At 72.4% G+C, this 17,264-nt stretch carries 13 protein-coding genes; 11 read left to right on the top strand and 2 right to left on the bottom strand.

The window, feature by feature from the left end:
* Positions 1-27: 27 nt before the first annotated feature.
* Positions 28-1,650, bottom strand: coding sequence for an alkaline phosphatase D family protein (locus tag ACMTAK_RS35345; RefSeq protein WP_413809933.1), 1,623 nt, complete (start codon positions 1,648-1,650; stop codon positions 28-30).
* Positions 1,651-1,823: 173 nt separating this feature from the next.
* Between ACMTAK_RS35345 and ACMTAK_RS35340 the strand changes: the two genes are divergently transcribed.
* From ACMTAK_RS35340 to ACMTAK_RS35330, 3 genes are all read left to right on the top strand, one after another.
* Positions 1,824-2,597, top strand: a complete 774-nt coding sequence (locus tag ACMTAK_RS35340) for an SDR family oxidoreductase (protein ID WP_413809932.1) — start codon at positions 1,824-1,826, stop codon at positions 2,595-2,597.
* A 246-nt stretch (positions 2,598-2,843) separates the two neighbouring features.
* Complete coding sequence (locus ACMTAK_RS35335) at positions 2,844-3,455, top strand: hypothetical protein (RefSeq protein ID WP_413809931.1); 612 nt, start codon at positions 2,844-2,846, stop codon at positions 3,453-3,455.
* 139 nt (positions 3,456-3,594) lie between these two features.
* A complete protein-coding gene (locus ACMTAK_RS35330) occupies positions 3,595-4,488 on the top strand; it encodes a glycosyltransferase family 2 protein (RefSeq protein ID WP_413809930.1) in 894 nt (297 codons plus the stop codon).
* Between the two features lie 100 nt (positions 4,489-4,588).
* Here ACMTAK_RS35330 and ACMTAK_RS35325 read toward each other — a convergent pair whose 3' ends face one another.
* The gene (locus tag ACMTAK_RS35325) at positions 4,589-5,209 is read right to left on the bottom strand and encodes a TetR/AcrR family transcriptional regulator (protein ID WP_413809929.1); all 621 of its coding nucleotides are present in this window, start codon (positions 5,207-5,209) and stop codon (positions 4,589-4,591) included.
* A gap of 192 nt (positions 5,210-5,401) precedes the next feature.
* On the opposite strand from ACMTAK_RS35325, the gene ACMTAK_RS35320 reads away from it, so the two are divergent.
* The 8 genes from ACMTAK_RS35320 (at position 5,402) to clpB (ending at position 17,153) form a co-directional block, all read left to right on the top strand.
* On the top strand, positions 5,402-6,520 hold the full coding sequence (locus ACMTAK_RS35320; protein ID WP_413809928.1) for a DMT family transporter: 1,119 nt from the start codon (positions 5,402-5,404) through the stop codon (positions 6,518-6,520).
* A gap of 75 nt (positions 6,521-6,595) precedes the next feature.
* Positions 6,596-7,798, top strand: coding sequence for a PP2C family protein-serine/threonine phosphatase (locus ACMTAK_RS35315; RefSeq protein WP_413809927.1), 1,203 nt, complete (start codon positions 6,596-6,598; stop codon positions 7,796-7,798).
* Between the two features lie 19 nt (positions 7,799-7,817).
* Positions 7,818-10,289, top strand: coding sequence for a SpoIIE family protein phosphatase (locus tag ACMTAK_RS35310; RefSeq protein WP_413809926.1), 2,472 nt, complete (start codon positions 7,818-7,820; stop codon positions 10,287-10,289).
* A 229-nt stretch (positions 10,290-10,518) separates the two neighbouring features.
* Complete coding sequence (gene dnaK, locus ACMTAK_RS35305; protein ID WP_413809925.1) at positions 10,519-12,444, top strand: molecular chaperone DnaK; 1,926 nt, start codon at positions 10,519-10,521, stop codon at positions 12,442-12,444.
* 114 nt (positions 12,445-12,558) lie between these two features.
* Complete coding sequence (locus tag ACMTAK_RS35300) at positions 12,559-13,176, top strand: nucleotide exchange factor GrpE (RefSeq protein WP_413809924.1); 618 nt, start codon at positions 12,559-12,561, stop codon at positions 13,174-13,176.
* Positions 13,177-13,183: 7 nt separating this feature from the next.
* Positions 13,184-14,155, top strand: coding sequence for a DnaJ C-terminal domain-containing protein (locus tag ACMTAK_RS35295; protein WP_413809923.1), 972 nt, complete (start codon positions 13,184-13,186; stop codon positions 14,153-14,155).
* The gene (locus ACMTAK_RS35290; protein ID WP_413809922.1) at positions 14,152-14,520 is read left to right on the top strand and encodes a chaperone modulator CbpM; all 369 of its coding nucleotides are present in this window, start codon (positions 14,152-14,154) and stop codon (positions 14,518-14,520) included. The genes ACMTAK_RS35295 and ACMTAK_RS35290 overlap by 4 nt, the downstream gene beginning before the upstream one ends.
* A complete protein-coding gene (gene clpB, locus ACMTAK_RS35285; protein ID WP_413809921.1) occupies positions 14,511-17,153 on the top strand; it encodes an ATP-dependent chaperone ClpB in 2,643 nt (880 codons plus the stop codon). Before ACMTAK_RS35290 ends, clpB begins: the two co-directional genes overlap by 10 nt.
* The last annotated feature ends 111 nt before the right edge of the window (positions 17,154-17,264 follow it).

Raw genomic sequence — 17,264 nt, 5'->3', positions numbered from 1 at the left:
GGGGTGCGCACCGGGCCCGCCCGCCCGTCAGACCTGCTTCAGGCCGGGGTTCCCGGCCTCGCTGACGAGCGACGCCGCCGTGGTGAGCGGCGCGCCCTGGGTCGTGACCGCGGAGACAGTCTTGTAGTCGGCCCGTGCCCGCTCCTCGTCCAGCGAGACCGTCACATAGCCGCGCCGGCCGTTGTAGAACTTCATATGCGGGTTGGCGGCCATGTAGGTGGCCCAGTTGTCGGGCTTGTCGGCGCCGTCCTTGCCGCTGCTGACGGAGGTGCCGACGAACTCCACGCCCAGGGTCCGGGAGCCCGGGTCGTCGAAGTCCTTCTTGATGTCGAAGGCGTAGTGCACATGGACATCGCCGGTCAGGACGACGAAGTTGGCCAGGCCCGCCTTCTCCACACCGGCCAGGATCCGCTCCCGGGAGGCGGGGTAGCCGTCCCAGGAGTCCATGGAGAGCTTGGAGCGCGCGGCCGTGGTGTTCTTCCGCTGGGAGAAGGTGACCTGCTGCGGCAGCACGTTCCAGGTGGCGGTGGAGCGCTGGAAGCCGTCGAGCAGCCAGCGCTCCTGGGTGGCGCCGGTGAGGGTGCGCGAGGGGTCCTCGGACTCCGGCCCCGGGTACTGCCAGCCGTCGCCGTACGCCTGGTTGGAGCGGTACTGGCGGGTGTCGAGGATGTCGAACTGGGCCAGCTTGCCGTAGTGGAAGCGGCGGTAGAGCCGCATGTCGGCGCCGCTCGGCTGCTGCGGCATCCGCAGCGGCATGTTCTCCCAGTACGCCCGGTAGGCGGCGGCCCGGCGGATCAGGAACTCGTCCGACGGGCCGCCGTTCTCGTCGATGTCGCCCGCGTAGTTGTTCTCGGTCTCGTGGTCGTCCCAGGTGACATACCAGGGGAAGGCGGCGTGGGCGGCCTGGAGGTCCTCGTCGGACTTGTAGAGCGCGTAGCGCAGCCGGTAGTCCCCGAGCGTCATGGTCTCGGTGTTGAAGTGCGCGGGGAGGGTGCGGTCGGTGTAGTTGCGGGCGCCGCCCGCGGCGTTGACCGCGTACTCGTACTGGTAGTCGCCCACGTGGAAGACGGCGTCCAGGTCCTCCTGCGCCAGGTGGCGGTAGGCGGTGAAGTAGCCGTCGTGGTACGCCTGGCAGGACACCAGACCGAAGCGGACCTCCTGGACCTTGGCGCCCAGGGCGGGGGTGGTGCGGGTGCGGCCCACCGGGCTGGTCCAGTTCCCGGCCTTGAAGCGGTACCAGTAGACGCGGCCCGGCTCGAGCCCCTTGGCGTCCACGTGCACCGTGTAGTTGAACTCGGCGTGCGCGGTGGTGGTCCCCCGGCGGGCGACGCGGCTGAACTTCTCGTCGCGGGCGATCTCCCACTCGACCTTGACGGTGCCCTCCTCGGGCAGCCCGTTGCCCGGCTCGTAGGGGCGGGGCGCCAGCCTGGTCCACAGCACGACGGCGTCGGGCAGCGGATCGCCGGAGGCCACGCCGAGCGTGAACGGGTTGTCGGCGAGCGCGCGCGGCGACACCTGCGCGGCGTGGGCGCTGGGCAGATTGGTGGTGAAGGCGAGCGCGGCGGCGGCTCCCGTCACGGTGAGGAAGCGGCGGCGTCCGAACGTTGCGGCCGCGGCTCGTATGGCCCGCTGATGCGAGTCGTGTGCCATGTGCTCTCCCCTGGCTCGTGGCGTCAGAGGAATTGGAGTGCCGGGGGACGGCCGGGCGTTTGCGTGGACACGACATCGATATGACCGCTCGGTGAGCTCCATTGCCGGAAGGGACCTTTACCGCGAATCGGCGTGCCGACACGGTGAACTGACGTGGCGTACGCTGCGGCGCCATGAGCGATGGACGTGTGTCGGTGGTGTCGAAAGTGGCGGTGGTGACGGGCGCGGGGTCCGGGGTCGGCCGGGCCGTGGCGCTCGAACTCCTCGAGGCGGGCTGGTCGGTGGTGCTGGCCGGACGCCGCGAGGAGGCCCTGGCCGAGACGGCGCGGCTGGCCGGTGGCGGCCCCCCGGCCCCCGTGGTGCCGACGGACGTGGCCAGTCCGGAGCGGGTGGACGCGCTCTTCGCGGCGGTGCGGGAGCGGTTCGGGCGGCTGGATCTGCTGTTCAACAACGCGGGCAGCTTCGGCCCGCGTGGGGTGCCGCTGGAGGATCTGGCCTACGAGGACTGGCGGTCGGTCGTGGACACCAACCTCACGGGGGCGTTCCTGTGCGCACAGGCGGCGTTCCGGCTGATGCGCGATCAGGATCCCCGGGGCGGACGGATCATCAACAACGGCTCGCTGTCGGCGCATGTGCCCAGGCCGGACAGCGTGGCGTACACGGCCACCAAGCACGCCATCACGGGGCTCACCAAGTCGCTGTCGCTGGACGGGCGCCGGTACGGCATCGCCTGCGGGCAGATCGACATCGGCAACGCGGCGACCGAGATGACCGAGCGGATGTCCGCCGGTGTGCCGCAGCCGAGCGGGGAGGTGGTGGCCGAGCCCGTGATGGACGTCGCGGACGTGGCACGTACGGTGCGGCATATGGCGTCGCTGCCCCTGGAGGCGAATGTGCAGTTCGCGACGGTCATGGCGACGGCGATGCCGTACATCGGCCGCGGCTGACGGATGAGGGAACGTCACCCGTCGTAGATAACCCTCCGATTGTGGAGATAATGTGAGGATGCGGGCAATTCACCCCATCGGCACAGCGATTCCCGGGCGCCCCCTCGCCACCCCCCGGACTGTTCGAGGACCGCTCGATATGGCAGGGTCGTTTCCCACCGCGCCACATGCTTCACCGCTGCCCCACCACTGCCCCACACTGCCCAACACCGCCCCACACCGGCATCCGAACGAAGAGAGACCGCCGTGCGTTCTCTGCCGCTCACCCTGGTCGCCCGTCTGCTGCCCGTAGCCGTCCTCGCCGCCGTGGGAGTGGCCATGACGACGTCGGACGACTCGGATACGAGCGCCACCCCGGCGGGCCCCTCCCCACAGACCTCGGCCCCCGCGACCGGCGCCGCCGCGCCGCGCTACGCCAAGCCGCCCGAGGAGGCGTGCACGGTCCTCCCGGAGTCGATGATCAAGGATCTGGTGCCGGGCGCCAAACCGGCCGGGAACGAGCTGAAGTCCAGCGACCTCAACCGCCGTACGGGCTGCTCCTGGCATGCGCTGGACGACTTCGACTACCGCTGGCTGGACATCGCCTACGACATCAAGAGCGTCGCGGGGAAGCAGAAGAGCGAGGGCGGCAGCGCGGTGCCCGGCCTCGGCGACGACGCCTCGGTGACCGAGAAGACCACCGAGGACGACGACCAGGGCATACGCGAGGCCGTGGTGACGGTCCACCAGGACAACGCCACGGTCACCGTGACCTACAACGGCGGCGACTTCGAGAGCCACAAGGCCGCCGACTCCGATGACATCCGTAAGGGCGCCATCGGCGCGGCCAAGAAGGCGCTCGCCGCACTCGACGGCTGATTGTCTTGCTGAGCTGATTGTCTTGCTCAGACTTTGAAGCTCGTTGCTCAGTCCTTGATGAACATCAGCCGTACGGAAGTGTCCTTCTGAGTGAACGGTTACGATCGCGGGCATCGCAACCGAACTCTGGAGTCCCACCGTGTCCGCCGCCCCCGAACCACGCCTGGGTATCGCCGTCCTGACCATGGGCAACCGGCCCAGAGAGGTGGCCGCCCTGCTGGAGTCGGTCGCGAAGCAGGACGTACCCCCGGCGCGCGTCGTGGTCGTCGGCAACGGCTCCCCACTCCCGGAGTTCCCGGAGTTCCCGGGCGAGGTGACCACGGTCGAGCTGACGGAGAACCTCGGGGTCTCGGGCGGCCGTAACGTCGCCTGGCGCCGGCTGCGCGAGTTCGGCGACGTGGACGTGGTCGTCGATCTCGACGACGACGGGCTGCTGGTGGACGCCGACGTCTTCCGCCGGGTGCGCGATCTGTACGCCGAGGATCCGCGCCTGGGCATCGTGAGCTTCCGCATCGCCGACGAGACGGGCGAGACCCAGCGCCGCCACGTACCCCGGCTGCGCGCGTCCGACCCGATGCGCGGCGGCGAGGTGACCACCTTCCTCGGCGGCGGCCACGCCCTGTCGATGGCGATGCTGGAGCAGATCGGCGGCTGGCCGGACGAGTTCTTCTTCACCCATGAGGAGACCGACCTCGCGTGGCGGGCGCTCGACGCGCGCTGGAAGGTCGTCTACGCCCCCGAACTGCTGCTCCAGCACCCCCGGACCTCCCCCGCCCGGCACGCCGTCTACCACCGGATGACCGCCCGCAACCGGGTCTGGCTGGCCCGCCGCCACCTGCCGCTGCCGCTGGCGCCGCTCTACCTGGCCACCTGGACGCTGCTCACGCTCGTCCGCACCCGCTCCCTGACCGGGCTGCGGGCCTGGGCGGGCGGCTTCCTCGAGGGCCTGCGCACCAGCTGCGGGCGGCGCCGTCCGATGCACTGGCGCACGGTGTGGCACATGACCAAGCTGGGCCGCCCGCCCCTTATCTGACGACGGCCCGGCAGCGCGGACAGAAGGGGCCCGGCCGAGGCCTTACGGGGCGGCCCGAAGGACCGGCGGCCCTACGGGGGCAAGACCCGCCGGACAACCCCTAAGGCGCCAGCCCGAGCGCGGGGAAGACCGACGCTTCGAGGAAGCGCGTCAGATACGCGCGGTCGGCCGCCCGCCCCTCGAGCAGGTGGCGGACCCGCATCGCGCCGATCAGCTGGGTGGGGACGAACTCGAGGGCGGGGTTGTCCGCGGCCACCTCGCCGCGCTCCACGCCCCGGCGGACCATCGCCTGGATCGTCTTCACCTCGTGCTCGATCAGCGCGGCGCGCAGCGCCTGGAGCAGATCGGGGTTCTGCAGCGCGGCGTGCCCGAGGGCGTACACCAGCGCGGTGTCACCGCCGCACACCTCTCCCGCCTCGCCCACCGCCTCCGCGACGGCGCGCAGGTCGCCCGCGAGGGAACCGGTGTCGATGCCCTCCAGCGCGAAGGGGCGCTTGCAGGAGCGCAGCGCGGCGACGACGAGCTGGGGCTTGGTGCACCACTGCCGGTAGAGGGTGGAGCGGCTGGCGCGGGTGCGGGCGGCGACCGCCTCGATGGTGAGGGCCTCGTAGCCGCCCTCCTGGAGCAGTTCGAGGACCGCCTGATAGAACTCCTGCTCCCGCTCGGGGGTGATCTTGGAACGGCGCTGCGGCGCGTCCGTCTCCGGGCTCTGCGTCGCCATCGGGTCCTCCTCCTCGGTCCACCGGACTCCGGCTCCCTCCCCGACCACGCAGTGTACCGACACATCCGCGTACCGATACGCCCTTGTACCGATACGCCTCCGCACCGGTACACTCTTGTATCGATACGTTTGTGTGCCGATAGTGCCGTTGGTGGCAGGCAGGCAGACAGTGCCCAGAGGAAGGCACGGTGGATGAACCCGACCGTCATAGCCGTCGCGCTCGCGCTCGCCTCGGCCGTCGCCTACGCGACCGCGGCCGTGGCCCAGGAGCGGCTGGCCGCGGGCGGCCGGCCGGACCGCATGCCGCGGCTGCTGCTGCGCGGCGCCTGGTGGGGAGCGGTCGGCCTCAACTCCACCGGTGCCCTGCTGCATGTGGCCGCGCTGCGGTACGGACCGCTCACCCTGGTCCAGCCGCTCGGCGCGCTGACTCTGGTGGCGGCCGTCCCGCTGGGCGCGCGGCTCGCCGGGCGGCGGGTGCTCCGGGACGAGTGGCGGGGCGTGGTCCTCGCGCTGCTCGGCCTCGGCGCCCTGCTGCCGGTCACCGCCGGGGAGACCCCGAGCGAGACGCTGAGCCTGCCGGAGGCGGTCGGGCTCGCGGCCGTCGTGCTGGCGTTCATCGGGCTGTGCGTCCGGCCGGGACACGGGGGTCGCGGCACGCCGGGCCGGGGGCTGCGGTTCGCCACCGCGTCCGGGGTCGCCTCCGGCGTCGCCTCGGCGCTCACCCAGACCCTCACGGTGGCGCTTGCCGACTCCCGCGCCCCCGAGGCGGCCCTGGTGTCCTGGCGGGCCGCGGTCGTCGCCGTGCTGGTCGCGGTCTTCGCGGTGAGCGGTCTGCTGCTGTCCCAGAGCGCCTACGGCAGCGGCCTCGGCGCGCCCCTGGCCACCCTGACCCTGGCCAACCCGGTGGCGGCGGCCGCCATCGGTATCGTGCTGCTGGACGAGCGGTTCCGGGGCGGCCCGGGCGGCTGGGCCCTGGCCGCCATGGGCGCGGCGGCGGCCGCCCGCGGGGTGGTCCTGCTCTCCCGGGCTCCGCGGTCGGGGGTGGGGACGCGCGAGGACACCGTGGTCGTACGGGAGCCCGCCGTACGCGACGCCGCCATGGCCCCACCGGAGACCGCCGTACGAGAGACCGCCGTAGGCCGGGCCGCCCTGGAGACCGTCGTACGCCAGGCCGCCCTGGAGACCGCCGTACGCCAGGTCGCCCTGGAGACCGTCGTACACCAAGCCGTCGCGCGCGAGGCCTTCGCCCCCGGCGAGCCCCCGCGCGAACCCGCCGCCGTCGCCCGGGAGCCTGTGCCCACGCCCCCGTGACCCCCGTACCCCCGTGACCCCGTGCCCCCGTGGCCCCCCGGGCGTCGCGGGGCCCGCCGCCGTAAGGTTGACCGCATGGTGGACGCGAACGTGTCGACCTCGGCCGAGAGCGCTGAGCAGTCGCTGGAGGAGCTGCTCAGGGCCACCCACGAGGCATCACCGGCGGAGCTCCCGGTGGCCGTGGACCGCTACACCGAGGCCATGAACCTGGGCCGCGCGGTCGTCTTCCTGATCGACCTCCGGCAGCGGCTGCTGATGCCGCTCGAGGAGGGCGAGCCGCGCCTGGAGCTCGACCACTCCCTGGCCGGATTCGCCTACCGCACCGATTCGGTGCGGGTCGAGGAGGAGGGCACGGGCGGGCTCACCGTATGGCTGCCGCTGATGAACGGCGCGGAGCGGCTCGGAGTCCTGCAACTGCGGATGGCCTCCCTGGACGGGCTCAGACTCTGGCGCTGCCGGACGCTGGCCTCGCTCCTGGCCCTGGTCATCACGTCCAAGCGGACCTATATCGACACCTTCGCGCAGCGCACCCGCACCCGGTCCATGCAGCTGCCCACGGAGATGCTGCGGGCCTTCCTCCCGCCCCGCTCCATCGGCACCGGCCGGGTGGTCTCGACGGCCGTCGTGGAGCCCGCGTACGAGCTGGGGGGCGATGCCTTCGACCACTCGTTCACCGAGGACGTCCTGCACGCCACGATCCTCGACGCGATGGGCCACGACCTGGCGTCCGGGCTGACCACCTCCGTGGCGATGGCGGGCAGCCGCAACGCCCGGCGCACCGGCGCCGACCTGGCGGCGCTCGTCACCACCGTGGACGAGGCGCTGGCCAAATGGCTTCCGGACCAGTTCTGCACGGGTGTCTTCCTCCAGCTGCACATGCCCAGCGGGGCGCTGCGCTGGTCCAACTGCGGTCACCCCACACCGCTGGTCATCCGCCGCCAGCGGCTGCTGGACAAGGAGCTGGAGCGGCCTGCCGAACCGCCGCTGGGGCTGCCCGCGCGGCTGTCGGACGCGCCCCGCCAGATCTATGAGACGACGCTGGAGCCCGGTGACCGCGTCCTGCTCTACACCGACGGGGTCGTGGAGTCGCGCGACGAGGGAGGCGAGCAGTTCGGCCTGGAGCGCTTCGCCGACCACATCATCCGCTCGACGGCCGCCGGGCAGAACGCCCCCGAGGTGCTGCGCCTGCTCATCCACGCGATCCTCGACTACCGGCACAGCGAACTCAGCGACGACGCCACGATTTTGATGATCGAGTGGCATCCGCCGGGTCCATGAGCCGTCGACCCGATGTCCGATGACGACACCTCCCGACCCCACAGCCCCCCGCGTCCGGCCGGATCCGCCGCCGGGCGCCCCCGGCCTGGCCACGGCCACGGTCGACGACCACGGCGTGCTGACCGGGTGGAGCGAGGGCGCTCGGCGGCTGCTGGGCTACCGCGCCGAGGAGGTCGTGGGGCGGCCGGCGGCCGAGCTGCGCGCCAAGCTGCGCCCCGAGCCGGCCGCCGGTGACAGCGGCGGGGGCACCGCCCGGGACAGCGGCGGGGACACCGGCGAGGGCGGCGCCGGGCCGTGCCTGGCCCACGGGCCCCGGTGGAGCGGCCGGATCGCGCTGTGCCACCGGGACGGCCATCCGCTGGAGGTCGAGCTGCTGGCCCACCGCGGCCCGCCGGACGACGGCCCCGCGGGCTGGCTCCTGGTCTCCGCCGCGCCCCCGGAACCACAGGAGCTGGTCACCCCCGCGGACCACGCCTTCGCCCAGTGCCCCTGCGCCCTGGCGCTCTTCGACACCGAGTTGCGACTGGCGCGGGCGAACGCCTATATGCAGGCCGCCACCGCCCGCAGCGAGGAGCAGATGCGCGGGCTGCGGCTGACGGAGCTGGTGGGCCACGGGGAGAGCGACCGGGTCGAGCGGGCCATGCGGAGGGTGCTGGAGAGCGGCGAACGGCTGGAGCTGGAGACGCGTCTGCGGGAGCCGGGCGATCGCCAGGAGCACGCCTGGTCGGTCTCGCTGGCCCCGCTGGCCAACCGCACCGGCGGGCTGCGCGGTGTGTGTTTCGCGGCCCGCGACACCACCGCCGAGCAGGAGGCCCGGCAGCGGCTCCAGCTGCTCAACGAGGCGGGGGCGCGGCTGGGCAGCCATCTGGACCTGGACCGGATCGCCCAGGAGCTGGCCGAGGTGGCGGTCCCCCGGCTCGCCGACTTCGCCAGCGTCGATCTGCTCACCTTCCTCCACGAGGGCGACGAGCCCCCGGAGGGGCCGCTGCGCGAGCCCGTCACCCTGCGGCGCGCGGCCCACCGGTCCGTGCTCGACGGCGCCCCCGAGGCGCTGGCCGACGTCGGGGACCTGGCCACCCATCCCCCGCACTCCCCCACGGCGGCCTGCCTGCTCAGGGGCCGGGCCGCACGGCACCAGGTGACGCCGTCCCTGCTGGCGAGCTGGGAGAACAAGGACCCCGGCCGGGCCGCCCGGATCCGCGAGCACGGAGTGCACTCGGTGATCGTGACGCCGATGCGCGCCCGAGGGGTCACCCTCGGCACGGCGCTCTTCGCCCGCCACCGCACCCCGGCGCCCTTCACCGACGACGACACGCTGCTGGCGGAGGAGCTCACCGCCCGGGCGGCCGTCTGTGTGGACAACACCCGCCGCTATCTGCGCGAGCGCAGGACGGCCGAGGCCCTCCAGCGCAGTCTGCTGCCGCAGCGGCTGCCCGAGCTGACCGCGCTGGAGATCGCCTCGCGCTATCTGCCCTCGGGCGCCTGGGCCGGGGTGGGCGGCGACTGGTTCGACGCGATGCAGCTGTCCGGCGCCCGCGCCGCCGTGGTGGTCGGCGATGTCGTGGGGCGTGGCATCCACGCGGCCGCCACCATGGGGCGGCTGCGCACCGCCGTACGCACCCTGGCCGATATCGATCTGCCGCCGGGGGAGCTGCTGACCCACCTCGACGACATGGTCACCCGGCTCTACACGGACGAGCGGACCGAGCGTTTCTGGTCCTTCGGCGCCACCTGTCTGTACGTGGTCTACGACCCGGTCTCGCGCCGCTGCTCCATCGCCGCGGCGGGCCATCCCGCGCCGCTGGTGATCAGCCCGGAGGGCACCGCCGACGTGCTCACCCCGCCCATCGGTCCGCCCCTCGGCCTTGGTGAACTGCCCTTCGAGATCATGGAGACGGAGCTGCCCGAGGGCAGCATCCTCGCCCTCTACACCAACGGCCTGATCAACGGCCGCGAGCGCGAGATCGGCGACGGGCTCGAGACGCTGCGCGACGTCCTGAGCCGCCCCGCGCCGTCCCTGGACGCGCTCTGCGACGACGTCCTGCGCGCCCTGCCCTCGGCCCACACGGACGACGACATCGCCCTGCTCCTCGCCCGCACCCGGGCGCTCCACTCCGACCGGGTCGCCACCTGGGACATCCCGGCGGAGGCGCCCGCCGTCGCCGAGGCCCGCCGGAGCACCACCGAGCAACTGACCGACTGGGGTCTCGAGGAGGCCGTCTTCACCACCGAGCTGATCGTCAGCGAACTGGTCACCAACGCGATCCGCTACGGCCGCCCGCCCATCCGGCTGCGGCTGATCCGCGACCGCGACCTCATCTGCGAGGTCTCCGACGCCAGCAGTACGGCACCCCATATGCGGCGGGCCCGGGTCTTCGACGAGGGGGGCCGGGGCCTGATGCTGGTGGCCCAGATGGCGACGCGCTGGGGCACCCGGCAGAGCACGGACGGCAAGACGATCTGGGTCGAGCAGGACGTCTCCACGGGCTGAGGGGCACGGGCTCCGCGGGCTGAGGGGACCAGATCCACCGGCTGAGGGGACCGGCCCCGGCTCCCCCGTCCCATGGGCCCATTCGGGCCACCGATATTCGACCCCGGGGCGCAGGGGCCGATTCCTGTCCGATTTGTCACCCTGGAAGGAGAGGCCCCGTTCCTCGATCCGCTTCCGCGGCCGACCGGGCGATGTATGCGGCCCGCGGCCGCCCCCGGAAGGAGTTGCCATGGCCAAGGCAGTCGGCATCGACCTGGGCACCACCAATTCGGTGATCGCCGCGTGGGAAGGCGGTGAGTCCTCGGTCGTTCCGAACTCCGAGGGAAGCCGCACCACACCGTCGGTGGTGGCCTTCACCGACACCGGTGAACGGCTGGTGGGGCAGCTGGCCCGGCGCCAGGCGATCCTCAACCCCAAGGGCACCATCTACTCGGCCAAGCGGTTCATCGGCCGCCATTACGACGAGGTCTCCGCCGAGGCCAAGGCGGTCGCCTACGACGTCGTCCCGGACGAGGGCGGCCTCGCCCGCTTCACGGTGCGCGAGAAGCTGTACTCGCCGGAGGAGATCAGCGCCCAGGTGCTGCGCAAACTGGCCGACGACGCCGGGAAGCAGCTGGGCGAGCGGGTGACCGAGGCGGTCATCACGGTGCCCGCGTACTTCAACGACGCGCAGCGCAGCGCCACCAAGGACGCCGGTGAGATCGCCGGTCTGACCGTGCTGCGGATCATCAACGAGCCGACCGCGGCCGCCCTCGCCTACGGCCTGGACAAGAAGGGCCATGAGACCGTCCTCGTCTTCGACCTCGGCGGTGGCACCTTCGACGTGTCCATCCTCGACGTCGGGGACGGAGTGGTGGAGGTCCGCTCCACCGCGGGCGACAGCCACCTGGGCGGCGACGACTTCGACCGGCGGCTGGTCGACCACCTCGCCGACAGGTTCCGGCAGGAGAACGGCATCGACCTGCGCCGGGACCCACAGGCGCTCCAGCGGCTCTTCGAGGCCGCGGAGAAGGCCAAGACCGAGTTGAGCTCGGTGACCCAGACCCAGCTCAACCTGCCGTTCATCACCGCGGACGGCTCCGGTCCCAAGCATCTGACCGAGACCGTGATGCGGTCCACCTTCGAGCAGATCACCGTCGATCTGGTGGAGCGCTGTCTGGGCCCGGTACGGCAGGCCATGGCCGACGCCAAGGCCGGCGAGAGCGACATCGACGAGGTGATCCTGGTCGGCGGCTCGACCCGGATGCCCGCCGTACAGGCCCTGGTCCGCCGGCTGACCGGCGGCAAGGAGCCCAATATGAGCGTCAACCCCGACGAGGTCGTGGCCCTGGGCGCCGCGATCCAGGCCGGGGTGCTCAAGGGCGAGGTCAAGGATGTCCTGCTGCTCGATGTCACCCCGCTGTCGCTGGGCGTCGAGACCCGCGGCGGCGTCATGACGAAGATCATCGAGCGGAACACCACCATTCCGGTGCGCCGCACCGAGACCTTCTCCACGGCCGAGGACGACCAGCAGGCCGTGGACATCGTGATCCTCCAGGGCGAGCGCGAGCGGGCCGCCGACAACCGGGTGCTCGGCCGCTTCCAGCTGACCGGCATCCGCCCGGCGCCGCGCGGCGAACCGCAGGTCGAGGTGATCTTCGATATCGACGCCAACGGCATCCTCAATGTCACGGCGCGGGACCGGGACACCGGCAAGGAGCAGTCCGTCCAGATCAGCGAGACCGGCAACCTCGAACGCGGCGAGGTCGAGCGGATGGTTCAGGAGGCCGAGCGCAACCGCGGCGAGGACCGGGCGCTGCGCGAGGCCGTGGACGCGCGCAACGAACTGGACGCCACCGCCTACCAGGTCGAGAAGCGCCTTTCCGAACTGGGCGACACGGTGCCCTCCCATGAGAGATCGCGCGCCGAGATGCTGGTGCACGACGCTCGCCAGGCGGTCAGGAACGAGGCCGGGACCGACCGCACCAGGCCGCTGACCTCCGAACTCCAGCAGGTCCACGCGGGCCTGGCCGCCCATGAGGTGGCCGGTGCGGGCGCGGGTCCGGGCGGCGCGACCGGCGGCCCCGGGGTGGGCGGCGCCCAGGGCACCGGGACCGGTGGCGGCGGAGGCGGAGACGAGGAGGACGTCATCGACGCCGAGTTCGACAAGGGCTGACCGAATCGGCAAGGGCCGAACCGAAAGGCCGAACCGACAAAGGCACATCCCACGAAGCCACATCCCACGAAGACCGCACAGGCCGATCCCACGAAGGCTCACCGAGAGGCCGCCATGTCCACTCAACCGCAGCAGCCCGACCCGGTGCCGGAGGGCGCCGTGACGGAACCGGAGCCGGAGCAGGAGCAGGATCTGCCCGCCCCGGGCGCCGTGGAGGCGCGCGGCGCGAGCGGGGAGGGCCCCGGCCCGGACGCGGCCGGCGGCCCCGCCGTCGGCGAGGCCGACGAGCGGGCCGACGAGCAGGCCGCCGCGCTGGCCGAGCTCGACGACCGCTGGCGCCGGGCCCTGGCCGACCTGGAGAACCTGCGCAAGCGCCACGCCAGGGAGCTGGAGCGGGAGCGGGCCGCCGAGCGGGCCCGTACGGCGGTGGCCCTGCTGCCCGTCGTCGACAACCTCGAACTGGCCCTCTCCCATGCCGAGGCCGACCCCGGCTCGATCGTCGAGGGCGTCAAGGCCATCCGCGACCAGGCCGTGGCCGCCCTGTCCCGGCTCGGCTACGAGCGGCAGGGCGAGACGGGGGTGCCGTTCGACCCGGCCCGGCACGAGGTGGTCGGTGTGGTCGAGGACCCCGAGGCCGAACCGGGCACCGTGGTCCAGGTGCTGCGCCCCGGCTACGGGGAGCCCGGCCGCCAACTGCGGCCGGTGGCCGTGGCCGTGGCGAAGCGGGAGTGAGACGGCCATGGCACGGGACTACTACGAGGTGCTCGGGGTTTCCCGGGGTGCGAGCCAGGACGAGATCCAGCAGGCGTTCCGCACCCAGGCCCGCCGCCATCACCCCGATGTGAACAAGGACCCGAACGCCGAGGAGCGGTTCAAGGAGCTCAACGACGCCTACAGCGTGCTCTCCGACCCGAGGACCCGGGCCCGCTACGACCGGTTCGGCGAGGACTTCCGCAAGATCCCCGAGGACTGGGAGGAGCGCGTCGGCGCCGGTGCCGGAGGCGGCGGCGGTGGCTTCCGCGGCTGGACGACGGCCGGCGACGGCGGCCGGGTGCGGTTCACCCGTGGCTTCGGCGAGGACGCCAGGGGCGAGGGGGTGGACTTCGAGGACCTGTTCGGCGCGTTCTTCGGCGGTGGCGGCGCGGGGCCGGGCGGCGCGGGCGGCGTCACCATCCCCGGGGCCGACCAGGAGGCGGAGCTGCCGCTCACCGTCGAGGACGCGTACCGCGGCGGGCGCCGCGGGGTCACCCTGGCCGGGCCCACGGGGCAGCGCACCTTCGAGGTGAACGTCCCGCCGGGCGTCTTCGACGGGCAGCGCATCCGGCTGGCCGGGCAGGGCGGCCGGGGCACCGGTGACGCACCGGCCGGGGATCTGTACCTACGGGTGCGTATCCAGCCCCATCCGCGGTTCCGGCTGGACGGCCGGAACGTCCATGTGACGCTCCCGGTGTCCCCCTGGGAGGCCGCGCTCGGCGCGACCGTCCCCGTACCCACGCCCGGCGGCACCGCCAAGGTGACCGTCCCGCCCGGCTCCTCCGGCGGCCGCCGGCTGCGGCTGCGCGGCGAGGGCATGCCGAACCCGCGCGGCCCCGACGGCGATCTGTACGCCGAGATCCGCGTCATGGTGCCGCCCCACCTCGGCTCCCGGGAGCGGGAGCTGTTCGAGGAGCTGGGCCGCATCTCCTCCTTCGACCCCCGGAGGGAGCGATGAGCACACACGCGACCACGACGCGGACGGATACGAGGTACCCGCCCGTGACGTCCGTCCACTACGAGCTGGTGCCCGCGCGCAGGCTCTCGCTTGAGACCGTGGCCGGCCGCACCGGGCTCCACCCCGACCTGATCCGGCGCTTCGTCGCCCTCGGCCTGGTCGACGCCGAGCGCGACGCCGCCGGGCGGCTGGTGTTCGCCCTCGACGCCCCGGCGGCGCTGGCCCGCGTCGAGCGGCTGCACACCGGGCTCTGCCTCAACTACGCCTCCATCGGTCTGGTGCTCGATCTGCTCGACCGCATCAACCGGCTCGAAGCCGAACTGCGCCGCGGTGGCGCGAGGAGTGAAGAACCGCCATGGACATGAACCGCCTCACCCAGAAATCCCAGGAAGCCCTCCAGGACGCGCAGACCAGGGCCCAGGGTTACGGCCATACCGAGGTCGACGGCGAGCATCTGCTGCTGGCCCTGCTCGATCAGCCGGAGGGTCTGATCCCGCGACTGGTCACCCAGGTGGGCGCCGACCCCGAAGCGGTGCGCACCCTGCTGGAGGCGCAGGTGGCGCGCAAGCCCAGGGTCACCGGCCCCGGCGCCGCCCCCGGACAGGTCTTCATCACCCAGCGCCTCTCCCAGTTGCTGGACACCGCCGAGCGGGAGGCGAAGCGCCTGAAGGACGAGTACGTCTCGGTGGAACACCTGGTGCTCGCGCTCACCGAGGAGGGGTCCGCCACCGCGGCGGGGCGGGTACTCAAGGAGCACGGCGTCACCAAGGAGGCCTTCCTGGGCGCGCTCACCCAGGTGCGCGGCAGCCAGCGGGTCACCTCCGCCAACCCCGAGGCGGCGTACGAGGCGCTGGAGAAGTACGGCCGGGACCTGGTCCTGGAGGCCCGCTCGGGCAAGCTGGATCCGGTGATCGGCCGGGACGCCGAGATCCGCCGGGTGACGCAGATCCTCAGCCGCAGGACGAAGAACAACCCCGTACTCATCGGCGACCCCGGCGTCGGCAAGACCGCCATCGTGGAGGGCCTGGCCCAGCGCATCGTCCGCGGCGACGTCCCCGAGGGGCTGCGCGACAAGACCGTCTTCGCCCTGGACATGGGGTCCCTGGTGGCCGGCGCGAAGTACCGCGGGGAGTTCGAGGAGCGGCTCAAGGCCGTGCTCACCGAGGTCACCTCGGCCCAGGGGCGGATCCTGCTGTTCGTCGACGAACTGCACACCGTGGTCGGGGCGGGGGCCGCCGAGGGCGCCATGGACGCCGGGAACATGCTCAAGCCGATGCTGGCCCGCGGCGAGCTGCACATGATCGGCGCCACCACCCTGGACGAGTACCGCAAGCACATCGAGAAGGACGCCGCGCTGGAGCGACGCTTCCAGATGGTGCTGGTGGACGAGCCGGGTGTGGAGGACACCATCTCCATCCTGCGCGGCCTGCGCGAGCGTCTGGAGGTCTTCCACGGCGTCAAGATCCAGGACACCGCGCTGGTCTCCGCCGCCACCCTGAGCCACCGCTACATCAGCGACCGGTTCCTGCCGGACAAGGCCATCGACCTGGTGGACGAGGCATGCGCCCGGCTGCGTACCGAGATCGACTCCATGCCCGCCGAACTGGACGGGATCACCCGCCGGGTCACCCGGCTGGAGATCGAGGAGGCCGCGCTGTCCAAGGAGCCCGACCCGGCCAGCCGGCAGCGGCTGGAGGAGCTGCGCCGGGAGCTGGCCGATCTGCGCGCCGAGGCCGACGCCAAGCACGCCCAGTGGGAGGCCGAGCGGCAGTCCATCCGACGGGTGCAGGATCTGCGCCGGGAGCTGGAGGAGGTGCGCCGCGAGGCCGAGGAGGCCGAGCGCGCCTACGACCTGGGCCGCGCCGCCGAACTGCGCTACGGCAGGCTCCAGGAGCTTCAGCGCAAGCTGGCCGCCGAGGAGGAGCAGCTGGCCGCCAAGCAGGGCACGCACCGGCTGCTGCGCGAGGCGGTCACCGAGGAGGAGATCGCCGACATCGTCTCCGCCTGGACCGGGATCCCGGTCTCCCGCCTGAAGGAGGGCGAGCGGGAGAAACTGCTGCGCCTGGACCAGATCCTCCAGGAGCGGGTCATCGGCCAGGACGAGGCGGTCAAGCTGGTCTCCGACGCCATCATCCGGGCCCGCTCGGGCATCCGGGACCCGCGCCGCCCGATCGGCTCGTTCATCTTCCTCGGCCCCACCGGCGTCGGGAAGACCGAACTGGCCAAGGCGCTGGCCGCCGCGCTCTTCGACACCGAGGAGAACATGATCCGTCTGGACATGAGCGAGTACCAGGAGCGGCACACGGTCAGCCGGCTGGTCGGCGCCCCGCCGGGGTACGTCGGCTACGAGGAGGGCGGCCAGCTCACCGAGGCGGTGCGGCGCAAGCCGTACTCGGTGGTGCTCTTCGACGAGATCGAGAAGGCCCACACCGATGTCTTCAACACCCTGCTCCAGGTCCTGGACGACGGCCGGATCACCGACGCCCAGGGGCGGCTGGTGGACTTCCGCAACACCGTGATCATCATGACCTCCAACATCGGCTCGGTGCACCTGCTGGACGGCGTCACCTCCGAGGGCGAGCTCAAGCCGGACGCCCGGAGCCTGGTGATGAGCGAGCTGCGCGGCCACTTCCGTCCCGAGTTCCTCAACCGGGTCGATGACATCGTGCTGTTCAAGCCGCTCGGCGAGGCCCAGCTCGAGCGGATCGTGGAGCTGCGGTTCGACGAGTTGCGCAAGCGGCTGGCCGAGCGCCTGATCGCCGTCGAGCTGACCCCGGCCGGGCGTGAGGTGATCGCCCACGAGGGCTACGACCCGGTGTACGGGGCCCGCCCGCTGCGCCGCTACATCTCCCACGAGGTGGAGACCCACATCGGGCGCGCCCTGCTGCGCGGCGACGTCGAAGAGGGCGCCACCGTCAAGGTGGACGGCCGGCACGGCGAGTTGGCGGTCAGCTACGAACGGCAGCCGGAGATCGCCGGGCTCGGGAAGGCCGCGTGAGCGCCATGCCGCACCGGACCGTCCCGCCCCGTCATCGGCCGCACCCCCCGGGCCGCCCAGCGGTCCGAGGTGCGGGCCGTCCCGTCCCTGCTCATCCTGGAAACGAGAAAG

This window comes from Streptomyces lacaronensis, assembly GCF_047337785.1.
In the GTDB taxonomy this organism is placed as follows: domain Bacteria; phylum Actinomycetota; class Actinomycetes; order Streptomycetales; family Streptomycetaceae; genus Streptomyces; species Streptomyces lycopersici.
Note: the sequence above shows the minus strand (reverse complement) of the source record. Positions and strands in the feature narration are given on the sequence as shown.